This is a genomic window from Nocardia sp. JMUB6875, assembly GCF_041154655.1.
Taxonomy (GTDB): Bacteria; Actinomycetota; Actinomycetes; order Mycobacteriales; family Mycobacteriaceae; genus Nocardia.
Genome location: NZ_BAAFGR010000008.1, coordinates 41717 through 64752, shown reverse-complemented (window position 1 = coordinate 64752; position 23036 = coordinate 41717). Strand labels below are relative to the sequence as shown.

Below are 23036 nucleotides of genomic sequence, written 5' to 3'. Positions count from 1 at the left end.
TCGGTCGGGCCGTACAGGTTGTGCAGCTCGGTGCCGGTCAGCTCGCGCAGCTTGTGCGAGGGCTTGGGCGAGAGCGCCTCACCGGAGGCGAAGACCATGCGCAGGCTGGTGCAGCGCGCCGCGGCCTCCTCGGCGACGAACACGGCCAGCATGGACGGCACGAAGTGGGTGACCGTGACGCCTTCGCGGGCAATGAGATCGGCGAGGTAGGCCGGATCGCGGTGGCCGTCCGGCTTGGCGACGACCAGCTTGGCGCCGATCTGCAGCGGCCAGAAGAACTCCCAGACCGACACGTCGAAGGTGGCCGGGGTCTTCTGCAGCACCACGTCATCGGCGGTCAGACCGTACTCGGCCTGCATCCAGATGAGACGGTTGACGATCGCCGAGTGCGGCACGGCCACACCCTTCGGGCGGCCGGTCGAACCGGAGGTGAAGATCACGTACGCGACGTTCGAATCCCGCAGCGGCGCACGGCGATCCGCATCGGTCAGCGGGGCCGCCGAGTAGCTCGACAGGTCCAGCAGGTCGATGCGCACCTGCGCGGTGTTGATCGGCAGATCCTCACCGGAGGTCAGCACGGTCACCGGGTCGGCGGTCTCGAGAATGTACTCGGTGCGCTCGGCCGGGTGATCCGGGTCCAGCGGCACGTACGCGGCGCCGGTGGCGGCGACGGCGTACATGCCCACAACCAGATCGAGGGAGCGCCGCATACCCAGCGCCACAAACGATTCCGCGCCGACGCCGCGCTCGATGAGCCAGCGCGCCAGGCGGTGCACCCGCTCGCCGAACTCGGCGTAGGACAGACTCGTCCCCTCGAAGCTGACCGCGGTCGCGTCGGGCGTCCGCGCGGCCTGGGCCTCGAACATCGCGACCAGCGTCGCGGCGGCGGTGCCGGTCTCGTCGGCGGCAGTGCGGTCGGCCAGCACCGGCTCCAGCTCGAATCCGGTCCGGTTCCACGCGGTCACGACCTGCTCGCGCTCGGCGGCATCGACGAGTTCGATATCGCCGACGGCCGCGGCCGGTTCGGTGGTGATGGCGGTCAGCACGCGCACCAGGCGATCGGCGATGCGATGGACGGTGTCCTCGTCGAACAGGTCGCGCAGGTAACCCGCGCGGATGCGCAGGCGGGTGTCGAGCTGGGCGATGAGGGTCAGGGGGTAGTGCGTCGCGTCGGCGGCGTCCAGGCCGGTGACGGCCATGCCGTCGATATCGGCGGCCTGGGACCGGATGCCTTCGGCGTCAACGGGATACGACTCGAACACCACCAGGGTGTCGAAGAGTCCGCCGATGCCCGCGGCCGACTGGATGTCGGCCAGGCCCACGTAGTGGTGGTCGAGCAGGTCGGCCTGCTCGCCCTGGGTGCGGGTGAGCAGCGAGCGCGCCGACTCGGCCGGATCGAAGGCGACCCGCACCGGGACGGTGTTGATGAACAGACCCACCATGGACTCGACACCGGACAGCTGCGCCGGGCGACCGGAAACGGTGGTGCCGAACAGCACATCGTCGCGGCTCGTGAGGCGGCCCAGCAGCAGACCCCACGCCACCTGGAGCACGGTGTTCGGCGTGACGCCGAGCTCGGCGGCCAGGGCGGTCAGGCGCGCGGTGGCGGCCTCGTCCAGGTCGAAGAAGTACTCGCCGGACAGCGCCGTGATCTCGTGGCTGGGGTCCGGGCGGGTCAGCAGGGTCGGCTCGGAGACGCCGCTCAGCGACCGCTGCCAGGCGGCCAGCGAGGCCGAACGATCCTGCGCGGCAACCCATTCCAGGAAGTAGCGGTAGGACCGCACCGGCGGCAGCACCGCGGTGTCGGAGTGCGTGGCGTAGAGCACCAGCAGGTCCTGCATGAGCAGCGGCATGGACCAGCCGTCGAGCAGGATGTGGTGATTGGCCACGGCCAGGCGGTAGGCGGCCGGACCGGTGCGCACCAGCGTGAAGCGGATGAGCGGCGGCTCGGTCAGATCGAAGCGCTGGATCCGGTCGGCCGCGATGATCTCCGCGGCGCGGGCCTCGGCATCGGCGGCATCGCTGAGGTCGTGGTTGGCCCACGCCACCCGCACACCGTCGAGAACCACCTGCACCGGAACACCGGACGCGTCGTTCACGTATGCCGTGCGCAGGATCTCGTGCCGCTCGAGCAGCGCCTGCGCGGCCGACCGCAGCCGGTCCGCGTCGACGCGACCCTCGAGGGTGAGCACCGCCTGCGCGGTGTACACGTCCACGGAGGTGGCGGCCAGTTGCGCGTGGAAGAGCAGACCGGCCTGCAGCGCGGACAGCGGCCACACCTGGCTCAGCTGCCCGTACTGCTGCTCCCAGCCGTCGATATCGTGCTGGGTGACGCGGACGAGGCCGAAGTCGGACGGCGTGTGGCCGCCCGCCTGCGCCGATTCCGCGTGCCGCGCAACGGCTTCCAGCGCACTGGTCCACAGCGCGGCGAATTCCGCGATCTCCTCGGCCCCGAGCAGCGTGCTCGGGTAGCCGATGTTCGTGATGAGCTTCTCGCCGACCACGATCGCGTTGATGTCGATCGGGGCCATGGCGGGCATGTCGGCGTCGTAGGCGCCGGCCAGATCCGCCAGCTCGGGCGCCGGAATCCAGCCGAAGCCGCGCAGCGCCTCGGGCACATCGCCGTCGCCGACCCGGCCCAGATAGTTGAAGCTGACCTGACCCGGCGTCTGCTTGGGCAGCTGCGCGGCGGTGTCGGAGTTCATGTAGCGCAGCAGGCCATAGCCGATGCCCTTGTCGGGCACCGAAAGCAGCTGCTCCTTGACGGCCTTGATGGCCCGGCCCATGGCGGGTCCGCCGGTGAGCGCGGCGTCCACGTCGAGACCGGTCAGGTCGAAGCGCACCGGGAAGATGGCGGTGAACCAGCCGACCGTGCGCGACAGATCCGCGCCCGGCACGACCTCTTCCTCGCGGCCGTGGCCCTCCAGGCGGATGAGGGCAGACTTCTCCCCCAGTCCCTTGGCGGCGCGGAACTTGGCCACCGCCAACGCGAGTGCGGTCAGCAGGCCGTCGTTGACGCCGCCGTGGAACAGCGCGGGCACGGTGGTCAGCAGGGCCTTGGTGGCCTCGGCCGACAGCTCGACGCGGTGCTTGGCGACGGTGGCGGTGACGTCCACGGCCGGATCCATGGCGCGCTCGGTGAGCAGCGGATCCGGGCCCTCGACGACATTGCGCCAGAAGTCGAGCTCGGCGACCCGCTCCTCGGTGGCGGCCTCCCGCTCGAGGGCGTGCGCCCAGGTGCGCATGGAAGTCGCCGGGGCGACCAGCTCGGGGGTTTGTCCGGCGGAGATCTGGCCCCACGCGGTCACGAAGTCCGGCACCAGGATTCGCCAGGTGACACCGTCGACCACCAGGTGGTGGGCGGCGACGACGAGGCGTCCGGCACGGGAGTTGTCCGAGGGCTCGAGCCACACGAACCGGATCACAACACCCGCGGCCGGATCCAGCTTGTCGAGCGTGGCATCCAGTGCGGCGGTGGCGATCTCGAGCAGCTGCTCGTCGGTGGCGCTCGCATCGAACTCGGTGCGGTCGATGAGCGCATCGGCGTCCACGGTTCCGGGAGCGCCGGTTTCGACGATCCAGTCGGCGTCCGGCACCCGGCGCAGGCGCGCCCGCAGCATGTCGTGGCGGTCGATTACCGCGCCGACGGTGGCGGCGATGCCCGCGCGATCGATGCCGATCGGCAGTTCGAGCGCCATGGTCTGGTTGAACCGGCCGAACTCGCCCGGCCGTCCCGCCATGAAGCGCACCACCGGCGTCAGCGGCATGACACCCACGCCACCGCCCGGCAGCTCGGTCAGCTGCGGGGCCGAATCGCCCTGGGCGTCGGCGATTTCCGCGACAGCGGCAAGACCGGAGACCGTGCGCTGCTCGAACACGTCGCGCGGCGAGAACACCACGCCGCGTGCCTTGGCCCGCGACACCAGCTGGATGGAGACGATGGAGTCGCCGCCGAGCGCGAAGAACGAGTCGTCGATACCGACCCGCTCCAGGCCCAGCACCTCGGCGAACACCTCGGCGATGGTCTGCTCGAGCGCATTGCGCGCGGCCCGGAAGACCACCTCGGTGGCGAAGACCGGCTCGGGCAGGGCGCGGCGGTCCAGCTTGCCGACCGGGGTCAGCGGCACCCGGTCGATGACCATCACGGAGGACGGCACCATGTAGGCGGGCAGTCGGCCCTCGACGTGCGCGGTCACGGCCGCCACATCGATCGAATGACCCGGCGTGGCAACGACGTACGACACCAGTGCGGTCGCGCCCGCGGCGTTCTTGTGGCCCACGGTGACCGCGAAGTCGACGCTCTCGTGCGAGGCCAGCGCGGCGTCGATCTCGCCCAGCTCGATGCGGAAACCGCGCACCTTGACCTGGAAGTCGGAGCGGCCGACGTATTCGACCAGGCCGTCCGCGGTCCAGCGCACCACGTCGCCGGTGCGGTACATGCGCGCGCCGTCCACATACGGGTTGGCGACGAACCGCTCGGCGGTCAGGCCCGGCCGCGCGTGGTAGCCGCGCGCCAGCTGGATGCCCGACAGGTACAGCTCACCCGCGACGCCCACCGGAACGGGCCGCAGACGGTTGTCCAGGATCAGCGACTGCATGCCCCGGATGGCCCCGCCGATGGTGACCAGGTCGCCCGGCACCAGCGCGTCGCTGATGTTGGTCATGATGGTGGTCTCGGTCGGGCCGTAGCCGTTGTGGAAGGCACGAATCGTGCCGTCCGCCAACGGAACCGCCCACTTCTCGACCAGATCGGCCGGAACGGCTTCACCACCGGCGACCAGTACGCGCAGCGAGTCCAGGCCCGCCGGTCCGAAGGTGGACAGCGCGGCCGGGGTGATGAACGCGTGGGTGGCGCGCTCGGCGCGGATCAGCTCGGAGAGCTCCTCGCCGCCGTAGGTGCCCGGCGGGACGACCACCAGGGTGCCGCCCTTGCCGATGGCGAGCAGGAATTCCAGCATGGACGCGTCGAACGACGGCGATGCGAAATGCAGTGCGCGCGAATCGGAGTCCAGCGCGTAGCGCTCGGCCTGCTCGACGGTGAAGTTGGCCAGACCGGCGTGGCTGACCACGACGCCCTTGGGGACGCCGGTGGAGCCGGAGGTGTAGATGACGTAGGCCGGGTGCTCCGGACGCAGCGGGCGCACCCGCTCGGCATCGGCGATCGCGGTGTCCGCGAACGCATTCAGCTCCAACTCGTCGAGAACGAGCCATTCGACCGAGTCCGGCATGTCCGCGCGCACCGAGGCCACGGTGAGGCCGACCGGCGAACCGGAGTCGGTGACCATGTGGGCGATGCGGTCGGCCGGGTAGCTCGGGTCCACCGGCACGAAGGCCGCACCGGTCTTGGACACCGCCCATTCGGCGAAGTACGACTGATCCGACCGCGGGACGGCGACGGCGACCAGATCCTCGGTGCCGATGCCGCGCTCGATGAGCAAGCGCGCCAGGCGGTTCGAGCGGGAGTCGAGTTCGCCGTAGGACAGACTCGTCCCCTGGAACACGACGGCCGGGGCGTCGGGGTTGATGGCGACGGCGTCGGCGATGAGCTCCGGCAGGGTGCGCGCCGGGACGGCGGGCAGACCGAAGCGAGCCACCAGATCGGCGCGCTCGTCCTGATCCAGAATGTCGATCGCGCCGACACCGATCTCCGGGTTGGCGGCGATGGCCTCGAGCACGCGCAGCCAGCGCTGCGCGAATCCGGCCGCGGTGGCCTCGTCGAACAGATCGGTGGCGTAGGTCAGGGCCAGCAGCATCCCGGAGTTGTTCTCCGACAAGGTGAACTGCAGGTCGAAGCGCGAGATGTTCTCGTCGAGATCCAGCGTCGAGACAGTCAGCCCCGGCAGTTCCAGGCTGGCGCGGTCCAGGTTCTGGAACGCCAGCATGACCTGGAACAGCGGGTTGCGGGCCTGCGAGCGCTCGGGCGCGAGCAGTTCCACCAGCCGCTCGAACGGCACGTCGGCATTGCCGAAGGCGTCGAGGTCGGTATGGCGCACGCGATCCAGCAGATCGGTGAACGATTCGGCCGGGTCGATGCCGGTGCGCAGCACCAGCGTGTTGACGAACATGCCGACCAGGTCGTCGAGCGCGGCCTCACCGCGACCGGCGACCGGGGTGCCGACGGCGATATCGTCGCCGCCGGACAGGCGGGCCAGCAGCACCGCGAGGGCGCTGTGCATGACCATGAACAGCGACGAACCACGCTGGCGGGCAACGTCTTCCAGCTTGCCGATCAGCTCGGGCGACAGCGTCCGCTGCAGCGTCGCGCCGCGGTGCGAGGCGATGGCCGGGCGCGGGCGGTCGGTCGGCAGCGCCAGCTCGTCGGGCACGCCGCCGAGCACGCGCTGCCAGTAGGCGACCTGGCGGGCCATGATCGAGGACGAATCCTCTTCCGAGCCCAGCACTTCGCGCTGCCAGAGCGCGAAGTCGGCGTACTGCACGGACAGCGGGGCCCAGCCGGGCACCGCGCCCTGGGTGCGGGCGGTGTAGGCGACCATGACGTCGCGGGCCAGCGGCGACATGGAGAAGCCGTCACCGGCGATGTGGTGCACGACCACCATGAGCACGTGCTCGGCGGCCTCTTCGGCGCCCACGCGGAAGAGTCGGGCGCGCAGCGGAACCTGTTCCGCGACATTGAAGCCCAGGGTGGCGAAGGCCGTGACGGTAGCGGTCAGATCCTCGGCCGCGACCGCGACCGGCCGCAGATCCAGGGCGATCTCCTCGGCCGGGACGACCAGCTGCATCGGCGTGCCGCCGTGCTCCGGGTACCGGGTGCGCAGCGACTCGTGGCGGCGGACCACGTCCGCGACCGCGAGTTCCAGTGCGGCGGTGTCGAGTTCGCCGGTCAGACGGATGGCCAGCGGCAGGTTGTAGGCCGCCGACGAGGTGTCGTACTGGTTCAGGAACCACATGCGCTGCTGCGCGAACGACAGCGGCACCAGCTCACCCGGAGCCTGCGTGCGGGCCACCAGCTTGGCGCGGGAAGCACCGTCGGCGTGCGATTCGATGCGGGCCGCGAGGGCCTCGACCGTGGTGGCCTCGAACAGGGTGCGCACCGCGACCGTGGTGTCCAGGGCCGAGCCGATGCGCGAGACCACGCGGGTCGCGATGAGCGAGTTGCCGCCCAGGTCGAAGAAGTCGTCGTCCAGGCCGACCCGCGGCAGGTCGAGGACCTCGGCGAAGACCGCGGCGACGGTCTCCTGCACCGGGGTCTCCGGAGCGCGGAATGCCCGCGCCTGCACGGCCGGGGCCGGGAGCGCGCGGCGGTCCAGCTTGCCGTTGACGGTCAGCGGAATCCGGTCCAGCACCACGATGGCGGACGGGACCATGTAGGACGGCAGCAGCTCGGCCGCGCCGTCGCGCACGGCGTCCACTGCGGGCGCGACGCCCTCGGCGGGCACCACGTAGGCCACGATGCGCTGATCGCCCGGCTGGTCCTCGCGCACGATGACCGCGGCCTGCGCGACACCGGCCTGCGCGAGCACGGCGGATTCGATCTCGCCGAGCTCGATGCGGAAGCCGCGCACCTTGACCTGATCGTCGGCGCGGCCCAGGTATTCGAGCTCGCCGCGGCGGTTCCAGCGCGCCACGTCACCGGACCGGTACAGGCGCTCGCCCGGCGTGCCGAACGGGCTGGCCACGAAGCGCGCCGCCGACAGGTCGGGGCGGCCCAGGTAGCCGCGCGCCAATTGCGGTCCGGCCACGTACATTTCGCCCGCGACGCCCACCGGCACCGGGTGCAGGCGGTCATCGAGGACATACACGCGCAGACCCGCGATGGCCCGGCCCACGATGGAACCGGTTGCGGCGGCAATGGTCTCGGCATCGAGGACCCGCACCGACACGTGCACGGTGGTCTCGGTGATGCCGTACATGTTCACCAGGTACGGCGACGAATCACCGTGGCGGGCAACCCAATCCGACAGACGGCGCAGCTCGAGCGCCTCACCGCCGAAGATCACGTAGCGCAGGGCCAGCGCCTGCTGGTCACCGGCGATGCGGTCGGCCTCGGCCAGCTGGTAGAACGCCGACGGGGTCTGGTTGAGCACCGTGACCTGTTCGCGGCGCAGCAGTTCCAGGAACTGCTCGGGCGAGCGGGAGACGTAGTAGTCGACCACGACCAGCTTGCCGCCGTAGAGCAGCGGGCCCCACAGCTCCCACACCGAGAAGTCGAAGGCGTAGGAGTGGAACAGCGTCCACACGTCCTCGGGCCCGAAGCCGAACTCGCGATCGGTATTGGCCATGAGCCGCACCACGTTCCGGTGCGCCACGGCCACGCCCTTGGGGCGGCCGGTGGAGCCGGAGGTGTAGATGACGTAGGCGACGTGGTCCGGGCGCAGCGCGGCGAGGCGGTCGGCATCGGTGACGGGCGCGTCGGCCGCGTCCTCGATATCGCCCGCCTCCAGCGAGAAGCCGTCCAGCAGCACGGTGTTCAGCCCCGCGGGCAGCTCGACCTGCACGGTCGAGTCGGTGACCACGCTGGTGGGCTTGGCGTCCGAGAGCACGTAGGCGATGCGATCGGCCGGATAGGTCGGATCGATCGGCACGTAGCCCGCACCGGTCTTGATCACGGCCAGCAGCGCCACCACCAGATCGGCCGAACGCGGCAGCAGCACCGCGACCAGCGATTCCGGTCCCGCGCCCTCGCCGATCAGCCTGCGCGCCAGCACATTCGCGCGCCGGTCGAGCTCGTTGTAGGTGAGCTCCTCGTCGCCGAAGCGCACGGCGACGCGGTCGGCGTTCGCGGCCACGGCGGCGTCGAACAGGCTGGACAGGGTCGAGGCGGTGGCCCCGACATCCTCGCCCGCGGAGACCCAGTTCTCGGCCACATCGTGGCGCTCGGCCTCACCGAGCAGGTCGATATCGCCGATGAGCGCGGCCGGGTCCTCGGCGACCGCGCGCAGCACGCGCACCAGGCGGTCGGCGAAGGAGGCGACGGTCTCGGCGTCGAACAGATCGGTGGCGTAGTTCCAGGACAGGCCCAGCGAGCCGTCGGCGCGCTCGCTCACGGTGAGCTGCACGTCGAACTTGGCGGTGCCCGCGTCGAATTCGACGACCTCGAGCTCCAGGCCCGGCAGCTCGACGGTCTGCGCGTCCTTGGCGCTGGCGGCCTCGAAGGTCAGCGCCACCTGGAACAGCGGGTGATGCGCCTGCGAGCGCACCGGGCTGAGCACGTCCACCAGCCGCTCGAACGGCACGTCGGCGTGCGCGAAGGCGGCCAGGTCGGTGCGGCGCACCTGCGCGAGCAGGTCGCGGAACGCGGCGTCCGGGCGAACCTCGCTGCGCAGCACCAGGGTGTTGACGAACATGCCGACCAGGTCGTCGACCGCCCGCTCGCCGCGGCCGGCGATCGGGGTGCCGATGGCGATATCGGTGGCGCGCGACAGGCGCGCTGCCCAGGCCGCCACGGCGGCGTGGACCAGCATGAACAGGGTGACGTCGTGCTCGCGGGCCACGCTCGTCAGGGCGCGGTGCAGCTCGGCGTCGATCGAGAAGTCGTAGATGCCACCGGCATTGGTGGCGACCTCCGGCCGCGGCCGATCGGCGGGCAGCTCGATCTGCTCGGGCAGGTCGGCCAGCTGGTTGGTCCAGTAGGCGATCTGCGCGGCGGCCACCGACTCGGGATCGGTTTCCGCGCCGAGGATCTCGCGCTGCCACAGCGTGTAATCGGCGTACTGCACCGGCAGCGGCGCCCAGGCCGGGGCCTCGCCGTTCGCGCGGGACAGGTACGCGCCCACCACATCCCGCAGCAGCGGCCGCAGCGAGGCGCCGTCGGCGCTGATGTGGTGCAGCACCAGCACGACCACGTGCTCGGTCTCGCTCAGGCTGAGCACGGTGGCGCGGAACGGCAGCTCGCGGGTGACGTCGAAGTGGACGCTGGCGAGCTGCACGATGCGCGAGGTCAGTTCGGCCTCGGTGACCGTCTGGGCGGCTACCTCGAACTCGACCTCCGATAGCGGCAGAATGCGCTGGTAGCCATCGCCTTCGACCTCGGGATAGATGGTCCGCAGCGATTCGTGGCGGGCCAGCACATCGCCGATGGCGGCGGTGAAGGCGTCCAGATCCACCGCGCCGGTGAGCTTCAGCGCCACCGGGATGTTGTTGACCGCGGTGCGGTTGTCGAAGCGGTTCAGGAACCACATGCGCTGCTGCGCGAGCGACAGCGGCACCAGCTCCGGGCGCTCCTGGGCGACCAGGGCGGCGCGCGCCCCGGTGCCGACGCGCGATTCCAGCTGCGCGGCAAGCGAAGCCACCGTGGTGGCCTCGAACAGCGTGCGCAGCGGGATGTCGGCGTCCAGCGCGGCCGACAGGCGCGCGATCACCTGGGTGGCGATCAGCGAGTTGCCGCCGAGCTCGAAGAAGTCGTCGTCCAGGCCGACCCGGTCCAGGCCGAGCACATCGGCGATGGTGCCGGCCACGGTCTGCTGCACCGGGGTCTCCGGCGCGCGGAAGGCGCGCACGGCGAAGGTCGGCGCGGGCAGCTGCTTGCGGTCCAGCTTGCCGGAGGCGTTGAGCGGGAAGGCGTCGAGCACCATGAACGCGGCCGGGACCATGTAGGCCGGAAGCTGTTCGGCGACAGAGTCCTTCACGACATCCACGTCGAGATGGCCGTCGGCGGCGATCAGGTAGGCGACCAGCTGATCGCCGGTGCGCTCGTCGTGGCGGACCACGACCACCGACTGGGCAACCGACGGCAGCGCGACCAGCGCCGACTCGATCTCGCCCAGCTCGATGCGCAGACCGCGCAGCTTCACCTGGAAGTCGGTGCGACCCAGGTACTCCAGCTCGCCGTTGCCGGTCCAGGTGACGAGGTCACCCGTGCGGTACATGCGCTTGCCGTCACCGAACGGGTTGGCCACGAAGCGATCCGCGGTCAGATCGGGGCGGGCGACATACCCGGTGGCGAGCTGATCGCCCGCCAGGTAGAGCTCACCCGCGACACCCACCGGAACCGGCTTCAGACGCGAATCCAGCACGTACACCTGGGTGTTGAAGACCGGCGCACCGATCGGCACCGAGGTGAGGTCGGCATCGGTGACCTCGTGGAAGGTCACGTCGACCGCGGCCTCGGTCGGGCCGTACAGGTTGTGCAGGCGGGCGCCGGTCAGTTCGCGCAGCTTCTGCGCGGTCGGCGCGGGCAGACCCTCACCGGAAGCGAAAACATTGGTGAGGCTGACGCATTCGGCCGCCGTGGGCTCGGCCACGAAGACCGCCAGCATGGACGGCACGAAGTGGGTGACCGTGACGCCCTCGCGCACGATGATCTCGGCCAGGTAGGCCGGATCGCGGTGGCCGTCCGGCTTGGCGACCACCAGGCGCGCGCCGACCTGCAAGGGCCAGAAGAACTCCCACACCGACACGTCGAAGGTCGCGGGGGTCTTCTGCAGCACCACGTCGTAGGCGGCCAGCCCGTACTGGGCGTGCATCCACACCAGGCGGTTCACGATGGCGGCGTGCGAGACCGCGACGCCCTTGGGGCGGCCGGTCGAACCCGACGTGAAGATCACGTACGCGGTGTTCTCCGGACGCAGCGGTGCGATGCGCTCGGCATCGGTGACCGGGGTGTCGGCGAACGCGTCGAGATCCAGCTCGTCGATCCGGACCTGGCGCGCCTCGAGGCCTTCCAGGTCGTCACCGGAGGTGAGCACGCAGACCGGCCGCGCGGTGTCGAGGATGTACTGGGTGCGCTCGGCCGGATGATCCGGGTCCAGCGGCACGTACGCGCCACCGGCCACGGTGACCGCGTACATGCCCGCGACCAGATCGATGGAGCGGCGCATGCCCAGCGCCACAAACGATTCCGGCCCGACGCCCTCGGCGATCAGCCAGCGCGCGAGCTTGCGGACGCGCGCCGCGAACTCGGCGTAGGACAGACTTGTCCCCTCGAAGGTGACGGCGGTCGCTTCGGGAGTCAGCGCGACCTGCGCCTCGAACAGCGAAACCAGCGTCGCCGCGGCGCCTTCGGTGACCTCCGGCAGCGCGGTGTCGAGCTCGAACGCGGTCTCGTTCCAGCCGAGCAGCAGCTTGCGGCGCTCGCAGTCGCTGAGCAGCTCGACCTCGCCGACCAGCTGGGTCGGATCGGCCGCCACGGCGGTGAGCATGGCGACGAAACGCTGCGCGAAGACATCGGCGTACTGGGCGTCGAAAAGGTCTGTGGTGTAGACGAGTTCGGCATCCATGGCCGAGTCACCGTCCACGACCTCGCTCAAGGTCATCTGCAGGTCGAACTTGGCCGACTGCTGATCGATGGCCAGCTCGGACACGCTCAGACCCGGCAGCTCCAGCGAGGTGCGGCCCAGGTTCTGGAACGACAGCATGACCTGGAACAGCGGGTGCCGCGCCTGCGAGCGCGCCGGGTTGAGCACCTCGACCAGCCGCTCGAACGGCACGTCCGCGTGCGCGAAGGCCTGCAGGTCGCGCTCGCGCACGGTCTTCAGCAGGTCGGTGAAGCTCGCGCCGGTGTCCACCGGCGAACGCAACACCAGGGTGTTGACGAACATGCCGACGAGATCGTCGAGTGCCTGCTCGCCACGACCGGCCACCGGGATACCGATGGCGATGTCATCGGTGCCGCTCAGGCGGGCCAGCAGCGCGGCGAAAGCGCTGTGCACCACCATGAACAGAGTGGTGCCATTGGTCTGCGCCACCCGGTTCAGCCCGGCGATGAGCTCGCCCGGCACCTGGAAGCGGTGGGTGCCCGCGTCGTAGGAGGCGACGGCCGGGCGCGGCTTGGCCGAGAGCCGCAGCTCGTCCGGCAGCCCGGACAGCGTCTCCCGCCAGTAGTCCAGCTGCTCGGTGATGAGCGAGCGCGGATCCTCCTCCGAGCCCAGCGTCTCCCGCTGCCACAGCGCGTAATCCGCGTACTGCACCGGCAGATCGGTCCAGCCCGGGGTCTCGCCGTGGCTGCGCGCGATGTAGGCGGTCATCAGGTCGCGCACCAGCGGGTTCATCGAGAAACCGTCGGCGGCGATGTGGTGGGCCACCAACACCAGCACGTGATCGTCCGCGGCCAGGCGGTAGGCGCGCAGGCGCACCGCGGTCTCGGCGGTTACGTCGAAGCCCTGCGCCGCGAAGGCGTACACCGCGGCGTACAGCTCGCCCTCGGTCACGTCCATGACCTCGAGCTCCGGCACGGCGCGGCCGGTGGGCAGCACCTTCTGGTAGGCGACGCCCTCGTGCGACGGGTAGATGGTGCGCAGCGATTCGTGGCGGGCGATCACATCGGCGATCGCGCCGCGCATGGCGTCGAGATCCAGTGCGCCGGTGAGCCTTACGGCCGCCGGGATGTTGTTGGCGGCCGACTCCGGATCGAACCGGTTGAGGAACCACATGCGCTGCTGCGCCAGCGACAGCGGCGGGTACTCGGGCCGGGTCTGCACCGTGAGCGCCTGGCGCACACCGGTTCCCGCGTGCGATTCCACGCGGGCGGCCAGCGCCGCCACGGTCGGGGCCTCGAAGAGCACGCGCACGCCGATCTCGGCGTTCAGCGCGGCCGACAGTCGGGCCACCACCTGGGTGGCGACCAGCGAGTTGCCGCCCAGCTCGAAGAAGTCGTCGTCCACGCCCACGCGCCCGGTGCCATTCTCCGGTCCGGAGATGCCGAGCAGGTCGGCGAAGATCTGCGCGATGATCTCCTCGATCGGGGTCGAGGGGGCGCGGAAACGCTTGGCCTCGAACACCGGAGCGGGCAGCGCCTTGCGGTCCAGCTTGCCGGAGGCGTTCACCGGGAAGGCATCCAGCACCACGATCGCGGCCGGAACCATGTAGGCGGGCAGGGAACCGCTCAGCGACGCCTTGACGGCATCGATATCGACGACCGAATCCGGCTCGCGGACAACGTAACCGACGAGCTGATCACCGGCGTGCGCGTCGGTGCGGACCACCACGACCGACTGTGCCACCGACGGCTGCGCCAGCAACGCCGCCTCGATCTCACCCAGCTCGATGCGCAGACCGCGCAGCTTCACCTGGAAGTCCGTGCGGCCCAGGTAGTTCAGCTCGCCATCGGCGGTCCAGGAGACGAGGTCACCGGTGCGGTACATGCGCTCGCCGTTGCCGAACGGGTTGGCCACGAACCGATCCGCGGACAGGTCCGGGCGGCTCAGGTAGCCGCGGGCCAGCTGATCGCCCGCGAGATAGAGCTCACCCGCGACACCCGGCGCGACCGGGTTCAGGCGCGAGTCGAGCACGTAGGTCCGGGTGTTCCACACCGGGCGGCCGATCGGCACGAACACGGTGTCGGCGTCCACGACCTCGTGGTAGGTGACGTCGACGGCCGCCTCGGTCGGGCCGTACAGGTTGTGCAGGCGCGCACCGGTCAGCTCGCGCAGCTTCTGCGCGGTCGGCGCGGGCAGCGCCTCACCCGAGGCGAAGACCTGCCGCAAACGCGGTGCGGCAATGGCGGAATCGCCGCTCTCGTTGCCGAGCGTGGCCACGAACACCGACAGCATCGACGGCACGAAGTGCGCGGTCGTGATGCCCGCGTCGGCGATGATCTGCGCCAGGTACACCGGATCGCGATGCCCGTCCGGCTTGGCGACCACCAGCCGCGCACCGGTCTGCAACGGCCAGAAGAACTCCCACACCGACACGTCGAAGGTCGCCGGAGTCTTCTGCAGCACAGCGTCATCGGCGTCGATCGGGTACTCGTGCTGCATCCACAGCAGGCGGTTCACGATCGCGCCGTGCTCGACGGCCACACCCTTGGGGCGGCCGGTCGAACCGGAGGTGAAGATGACGTACGCGGTGTGCTCGGGCCGGATCGCCTGTCCCCGTTCGGCGTCCGTGATCGGTGCGTCGGAGTAGGCGTCCAGGTTGAGGGTGTCGACCTCGAGGACCGGCACATTGCGGCCGGTGACGAAGTCGTCGCGGCTGGTCGTCAGGATGGCGGCGGGGCGCGCGGTGTCGAGCACATAGTCGATGCGCTCGTCCGGCTGGTCGGGGTCCAGCGGCACGTACGCGCCGCCGGCCTCCAGCACGGCGTACATGGCCACGACCAGATCCAGCGAACGCCGGATGGCCAGCGCCACATGCGATTCCGCGCCGACGCCCTGGGCGATGAGCTTGCGGGCCAGCTTGTGCACCCGCGCCGAGAACTCGGCGTAGGACAGACTTGTCCCCTCGAACTCCACGGCGGGCGCATCGGGGCTGGTCAGAGCCTGTGCCTCGAACAGCGAAACCAGTGTGGCCGGTTCGATCTCGTGCGCGGTCTCGTTCCAGTCGCGCAGGACGCGCGCGCCCTCGTCGCCGACGAGCAGGTCGATATCGCCGAGCGGCAGCTCCGGGTTCTCGACCACGGCGGCCAGGATCAGATCCAGTCGCCGCGCGAACGCCTCGATGGTCGGCTCGTCGAAAAGGTCCAGCGCGTAGGAGATCTCGGCGGACATGCCCGCGTTCTCACCGTGGTCGTCCTGGGCCTCCTGCAGGGTCAGCTGCAGGTCGAACTTGGCCAGGCGGGCGTCGTAGTCGATGCCGTTGACCGACAGGCCGGGCAGTTCCAGGCTGGCCTGGCGGGTGTTCTGGAAGGTCAGCATGACCTGGAACAGCGGATGCCGGGCCTGCGAACGCGCCGGGTTGATGACCTCGACCAGGCGCTCGAACGGCACGTCCGCGTGCGCGAAGGCGTGCAGGTCGGCGTCGCGGGAGCGGGCCAGCAGATCGGCGAACGTCTCGGAGCCGTCCACCTCGGTGCGCAGCACCAGGGTGTTGACGAACATGCCGATCAGATCGTCGAGGGCGGCCTCACCGCGGCCGTGCACCGGGGTGCCGATCGCGATATCGGAGGTACCCGACAACCGGGCCAGCAGCACCGCGAGCGCGGAGTGCATGACCATGAACAGCGAGGCATTGTGGCTGCGGCCCAATTCCACCAGCGCCTGCTGGGTTTCGGCGGAGATGGCGAACGGGTAGGTGCCGCCCTGGTAGCTGGCCACCGCCGGACGCGGCCGATCCGAGGGCAGCACCAGCTCGTCGGGCAGATCGGCCAGCGCGTCGGTCCAGTACCGGATCTGCTTGGAGATCAACGACTCCGGGTCGCTCTCCGAACCCAGCACCTCGCGCTGCCACAGCGCGTAGTCGGCGTACTGCACCGGCAGTTCCGCCCAGGCCGGGGCCTCCCACGAGGTGCGGGCGGCGTAGGCGACCATCACGTCGCGGGCCAGCGGGCCCATGGACCAGCCGTCCGCGCTGATGTGGTGGACCACCATGCCGAGGATGTACTCGGACTCGCTGATCTCGAAAAGCGCCGCGTGCAAGGGCACTTCGTCGGTGACGTCGAAGGCCGTGGTGGCCAGCTCGACCAGGTGGTCGATGAGGTTGGCCTCGGTGACCGGCACCGGCGTCAGGTCGGGCACGATCTGCGCGGCGTCCAGGATCTGCTGGACCGGGCCGTGCGCGGTCTCCGGGAAGACGGTGCGCAGCGACTCGTGGCGGTCGATGACGTCGATGACCGCGACCTGCAGGGCCGCGATATCGAGCTCACCGGTCAGCCGGATGGCGACCGGGATGTTGTTCACCGCCGAGGCGGTGTCGAAGCGGTTGAGGAACCACATGCGCTGCTGCGCAAGGGAAAGCGGCACATCTGCGGGACGGTCGCGGGCCACCAGGGCCTTGCGCGCACCCGCGCCGACCTGCGATTCCACGCGGGCGGCCAGCGCGGCGACGGTCGGCGCCTCGAACAGCATGCGCACCGGCACCTTGGTGTCCAGCGCGGTGCCCAGCCGGGCCGCCACCTGGGTGGCGATCAGCGAGTTGCCGCCGAGGGTGAAGAAGTCGTCGTGCGCGCCGACGCGGTGATCGGAACCGAGTTCCAGCACCTCGGCGAAGACCTGGGCGACGATCTCCTCGATGGGGGTCGCGGGCGCCTGGAACTCGCGCACCTCGAAGGCGGGCGCGGGCAGGGCGCGGCGGTCCAGCTTGCCGTTGGGCGTCAGCGGGATCTCGTGCAGCACAACGTAAGCCGACGGCACCATGTAGGCCGGCAGGTTGCGCTGCACACCGGCCTTCACCGCGTCCAGATCGATCACGCCGCTGGCCGGAACCAGGTACGCGACGATCTGGTCGCCGAGCCGGTCGTCCGAGCGCACGATCACCGCGGCCTGGCTGACCTGCGGGCGCGCCAGCACGGCCGCCTCGATCTCGCCGAGCTCGATGCGGAAGCCGCGCACCTTGACCTGGTCGTCGGCGCGGCCGAGGTAGACCAGGTCGCCCTCGGCGCTCCACTTGGCCATATCGCCGGAGCGGTACAGCCGAGCGCCGGACTCGCCGTCGAACGGGCTGGCCACGAAGCGGGCCGCGGACAGGTCCGGGCGGCCCAGGTAGCCGCGCGCCAATTGCTCACCGGCGACATAGATCTCACCGGGCACGCCGACCGGAACGGGACGCAGCCGGGTGTCGAGCAGGTAGACCCGCAGGCCCGGGATGGCCTGGCCGATGAGGCTGCCGTTGGCGGCGGCCACCGCGGCCTTGTCGAGCGCACGGTAGGTGACGTGCACCGTGGTCTCGGTGATGCCGTACATGTTGATCAGGCGCGGCGCGTCGTCCTCGTGCCGCTTGTACCAGTCGTTGAGACGCCGGAGCTCCAGCGCCTCACCGCCGTACACGACATAGCGCAGCGACAGCGGATCCGCGGACTTGCCGGCGATCCGATCCATCTCGGCCAGCTGGTAGAACGCCGACGGGGTCTGGTTGAGCACCGTCACGCGCTCTTCGCGCAGCAGCTCCAGGAACTGCTCGGGCGAGCGCGAGGTGAAGTAGTCGACAACGACCAGGGTGCCGCCGAACAGCAGCGGACCCCACAGCTCCCACACCGAGAAGTCGAACGCGTAGGAGTGGAACATGGTCCACACGTCGTTCTCGTCGAAATGGAACCAGGCATCGGTGTTGTCGAAGAGCCGCACCACGTTTCGGTGCGGGATCAGCACGCCCTTGGGGCGGCCGGTGGAGCCCGAGGTGTAGATGACGTACGCGATATCGGCCGGGCGCAGGGTGCCGCGGCGATCGGCGTCGGTCAGCGGTGACGAATCCAGTTCCGCGACAGCCGGATCGTCCACGGTGAGCACGGGAACCGCTGCGGGCAGCTGCAATTCGTGCCGGGCGGTGGTCACCACGCAGATGGGATCGGCGTCGGAGAGCATGAACGCGATGCGCTCGGCCGGATAGGTCGGGTCGACCGGCAGATAGCCCGCGCCCGCCTTGAGCACCGCCAGCAGTGCCACGACCAGATCGGCCGAGCGCGGCAGGGCCACCGCGACCAGGGTGTCGGGGCGCGCCCCGGCCTCGATCAGGGCGCGCGCCAGCTGATTCGCGCGCTCGTCGAGCTCGCTGTAGGTCAGGCGCTCGCCGTCGAAGACGACGGCGGTGCGGTCGGCGTGCTCGGCCACCGCGGTCTCGAACAGGTCGACCAGGGTGAGCTCGCGGCCGGAATCCGGTCCCGCCGAGATCCATTCGCCGGTGACCAGCGCAAGTTCGGCGTCGTCGAGCAGGTCGATATCGCCGATGACGGCTTCCGGATCGGCGGTGACCGTCTCCAGGATGCGCAGCAGTCGCGTCGTGAAGGACTCGACGGTGGCCTTGTCGAACAGATCGCTCGCGTACTGCGCGACGGCCTCGATGCCGCGCAGATCGCCCTGGGCGCCGCGCTTTTCGGTGAGCGTCCACTGCAGGTCGAACTTGGCGATGTCGACGTCGACCTCGTCGGCGCTGACCGAAAGCCCCGGCAGCTCGACCGCGGCGTGCGACATCTCCTGGAACGACAGCATGACCTGGAACAGCGGGTGCCGCGACTGCGAGCGCGCCGGGTTGAGCACCTCGACCAGTCGCTCGAAGGGCACGTCGGCGTGTGCGAAGGCCGAGAGATCGGATTCCCGTGTGCGGCGCAGGAAGTCGGCGAAGCGCTCGTCGCCGTCCACCTCGGAGCGCAGCACCAGGGTGTTGACGAACATGCCGATCAGATCGTCGAGTGCCTGCTCGCCGCGGCCCGCGATCGGGGTGCCCATCGAGATGTCGGTGGAGCCGCTCAGGCGGGCCAGCAGCACCGCGATCGAGGCGTGCATGACCATGAAGAGGCTGACGCCGTTGGCGCGGGCCAGCTCGACCAGGCGCCGATGCAGATCGGCGTCGATCTCGAAGCGCACCCGATCACCGGCGAAGGTCGGTTCGGCCGGGCGCGGGCGGTCCGAGGGCAGGTCCAGCTGGTCCGGCAGGCCCGCCAAAGTCTCACGCCAGTAGGCGATCTGGCGGGCGGCCATGGATTCGGCATCCGACTCCGAGCCGAGCAGCTCGCGCTGCCAGATGCTGAAGTCCTGGTACTGCACCGGCAGCGGCGTCCAGGCGGGCGCCTGGCCGGACATGCGCGCCAGGTAGGCGGCGGTCATATCGCGCGAGAGCGGGCCGAACGAGAAGCCGTCGGCGGCGATGTGGTGCACGACGAACGCGACGGCCAGATCGACGTCGTCGGGTTCGTCGGCGACGCGGAACACCCGCACGCGGATCGGCAGCTGGGTCGAGACATCGAAGCCCGCCGAGGCGAATTCCGCCAGCGCCGAGGGTAGTTCGGCCTCGGCGAGGTCGACGATCTCGATGCCCAGATCGACCTCGTCCACCGGCAGCACCCGCTGGAAGCCGCCGTCGCCGGACTCGGGGAAGATGGTGCGCAGCGATTCCTGGCGCGCGACCACATCGCCCAGCGCCAGCTGCAGCGCCTCGATATCGACCTGCCCGCGCATCCGCACCACGAACGGCAGGTTGTAGGTCGGGACGGTCGGGTCGAACTGGTTGAGGAACCACATGCGCTGCTGCGCCAGCGACAGCGGCACCCGCTCCGGACGCTCCTGCGCGACCAGCGGCGGACGCGAAAGCTCCGACGGGCCAGCGGCTTCCACGCGCGCGGCGAGACCCGCGACCGTCGGGGTCTCGAACAGCGCACGCACACCGAGTCGCGTCGAGAACGCGGCCGAGATGCGCGCGACCACCTGGGTGGCGACCAGCGAGTTGCCGCCCAGATCGAAGAAGTTGTCGTCGACGCCGACGCGTTCGTGGCCGAGCACATCGGCGAACACGCCCGCCACGATCTCCTCGGCGGCGGTGCGGGGTGCGCGGTAACCGGCGGCGTCCGCGCTGAACACCGGCTCCGGCAGGGCCTTGCGGTCCAGCTTGCCGGACGTGTTGAGCGGGAAGGCATCCAGCACCATGATCGCCGCCGGGACCATGTAGGTCGGCAGCTTCTCGGCGACGAAGCGGGTCAGTTCGGCCGGGTCCACGGTGAGGCCGGGCATCGGCACCACGTAGGCGACCAGCTGCTGACCGGTCGCGGTGTCCATGACCAGCACGGCGGCCTGGCTCACGGCCGGGTGCGCGAGCAGATCGGTCTCGATCTCGCCCAGCTCGATGCGCTGGCCGCGGAACTTGACCTGGAAGTCGGTGCGGCCGATGTACTCCAGCGCGCCGGACTCGTTCCACCGCACCAGGTCACCGGTGCGGTACATGCGCTCAGCAACGGCAAACGGGTTGGCCACGAAGCGATCCGAGGTCAGATCCGGACGGCCCTTGTAGCCGCGCGCCAGCTGACGGCCCGCGAGGTAGAGCTCACCCGATGCACCGATCGCGGCCGGGCGCAGGCGCGAATCCAGAACGTAGACTTCGACATTCCACTCGGGCAGGCCGATCGGCACCGTGACGGTGTCGGCCTCGGTGTTCTCCCAGTAGGTGACCGAGACCGCGGCCTCGGTGGGGCCGTACAGGTTGTGCAGACCTGCGCCCGAGATCGCGCGGAAGCCCGCGCCGGTCTCCGGCGGCAGCGCCTCACCGATCACGAAAACGTAGCGCAGCGAGGCACATTGGGCCCGCGTGGCGTGCGAGACGAAGACCGTCAGCATGGACGGCACGAAGTCGGTCACCGTCACGCCGTGGCGCTCGATCATCTCGGCCACGTACAGCGGATCGCGGTGGCCGTCGGGGGTGGCCACGATCAGCTTCGCGCCGACCAGCAGCGGCATGAAGTAGCCCCACAGCGACACGTCGAAGGTGGTGGCGGTCTTCTGCAGGTAGACGTCGTCGGCGGTCATCGGATACTCGTCGAGCATCCAGAGTTCCTGGTTGACGATGGCGTGGTGGGTGACCGCGACGCCCTTGGGCCGGCCGGTGGAACCCGAGGTGTAGATGACGTAGGCGGTGTTGTCCGGGCGCAGCGGGGCGATGCGGTCGGCATCGGTCACCGGCTCGGCGGAGTACGCCGACACGTCGAGGGTGTCGATCTCCAAGCGCCGCACGGACTCCGGCAGCTCGAGCTCGTCGCGGGCGGTGGTCAGCACGCAGACCGGTCCCGCGGACTCCAGGATGTAGGCGGTGCGATCGGCCGGGTGATCCGGGTCGATCGGCACGTACGCGCCACCGGCGCGCAGCACGGCGTGCATGCCGACCACCAGGTCCAGCGAGCGCCGCATGCCCAGGGCCACCAGCGATTCCGGCCCGACCCCGTCCGCGATCAGGAAGCGCGCCAGGCGGTTGACGCGCTCACCGAACTCGGCATAGGTCAGCTGCTCGCCCTCGAATTCGACGGCGACCCGATCGGCGTGCAGCGGAATCTGCTTGTCCAGCAACGCCGGAAGGGTCGTGACCGGCACCTCGTGCGCCGATTCGTTCCACTCGACCAGCGTGCGGGTGCGCTCGGAAGCCGTGGTGATGGGCAGGCTCCAGACGGCCTGGCCCTCCCCCGCCGCCAGGAAGCGGTCGAAGAACTCCAGGAACCGCGCGTGGTGGCGCTGGGTCTCGTCCTCGGAGTACAGGTTCGGGTTGGTCTCGAAGTCGATGTGGTTCCGGGTGCCCTTCACCGACTGGTAGAAGTTGACGCCCAGGTCCTCGATGGAACCCGTTGAGAGAACGCTGTATTCACCGGTGATGTCGCCGAGCACAACCTCGTTGTGGAACAACATGATGTTGACCCACGGGCCGAAGAACTGGGACCCGACCTCGCCGCCGGTGAAATCGCCCGCGCTGTCGCGGCGAATGTCCTCGGCCCGGTAGCGCTGGTGGCGCAGCGCGCCCGAGACCTCGACCGTCACCTGCTTGAGCAGTTCGGACACGGTGGTGCCGTGGGCGATACGCAGGCGCAGCGGAACGATATTGGACGCCGCGCCACCGGAGCGGCGCATGATCGCGGTGGTACGAGCGGTCACCGGCAGCGAGAGGATGACGTCCTCGTTGCCGGTCCACTGCGCGAGGTAGGCGGCGAACGCGGCGATGAGCAGACCGGCGGGCGAGGACTCGTGGCGGGCGAGGGCCTCTTCCAGCAGGGTGTTCTGTTCGCCGGTGAGCGCACCGGTGGCGATCCGGTTGACGGCGGCCGGCGGCGCGGAGCGGCCGACCAGGCTGGTGCCGTCCTCGAGCCCGGCGACCCGCTCGGCCCAGTACTCCTTGTCGGACTTGAAGCGGCTGGAGTCGCGGTAGGCGAATTCCTGCTCGACCAGGGTGGGCAGATCGGTGAGCTTGTGCGGCGCGGGCTCGACGCCCTTCACGAACGCGGTGTACAGCTCGGCGACGCGGGTCAGGTAGGTCACCGCGCCGAAGCCGTCCAGCACGATGTGGTGAATGCGGGCGTACCAGTAGTAATGGCCGTCGGCCAGCTTCAGCATGGCCGTCTTGATGAGGCGGTCGCGGGTCAGCTCCAGCGGGGCGCTGTAGTCGGCGCGCATCCAGGCGTGGGCGGCCGCGGCGGGATCGGCCTCGGCGGTGAAGTCCTCGTGGTAGATGGTGCGGTCCAGCGAGTGGTCCACCATCTGCATGGGTTCGCCGTCACGTTCGACAATGCGCAGGAAGCCCGAGCCGAACTCCTCGGAGCCGTGCACCATGGCGCGTTCGAGCAACTCGATGTCGAGTTCGCCGCGCAGCTCCACGTACTGGGCGATATTGATCGGTACCTGCGGGTCCAGGTGCTGGGAGTACCAGATACCGAGCTGCGCGGGCGACAACGGGAAAAGCTCGCCCGTTCCCGGTGCGATTTCGCTGCCAGCGTCGCCGTTGCCGCCGAAATCCAGCCGGTTCAA

At 70.0% G+C, this 23036-nt stretch carries 1 protein-coding gene (cut by a window edge); it reads right to left on the bottom strand.

All coding sequences use genetic code 11. From position 1 onward, the window contains the following. On the bottom strand, positions 1-23036 hold the 5' portion of the coding sequence (locus tag ACAM49_RS03800) for a non-ribosomal peptide synthase/polyketide synthase (protein WP_369634050.1). 20665 nt of this gene lie to the left of the window's left edge; only the first 23036 of its 43701 coding nucleotides appear in the window; it begins with the start codon at positions 23034-23036; the stop codon falls past the left edge of the window.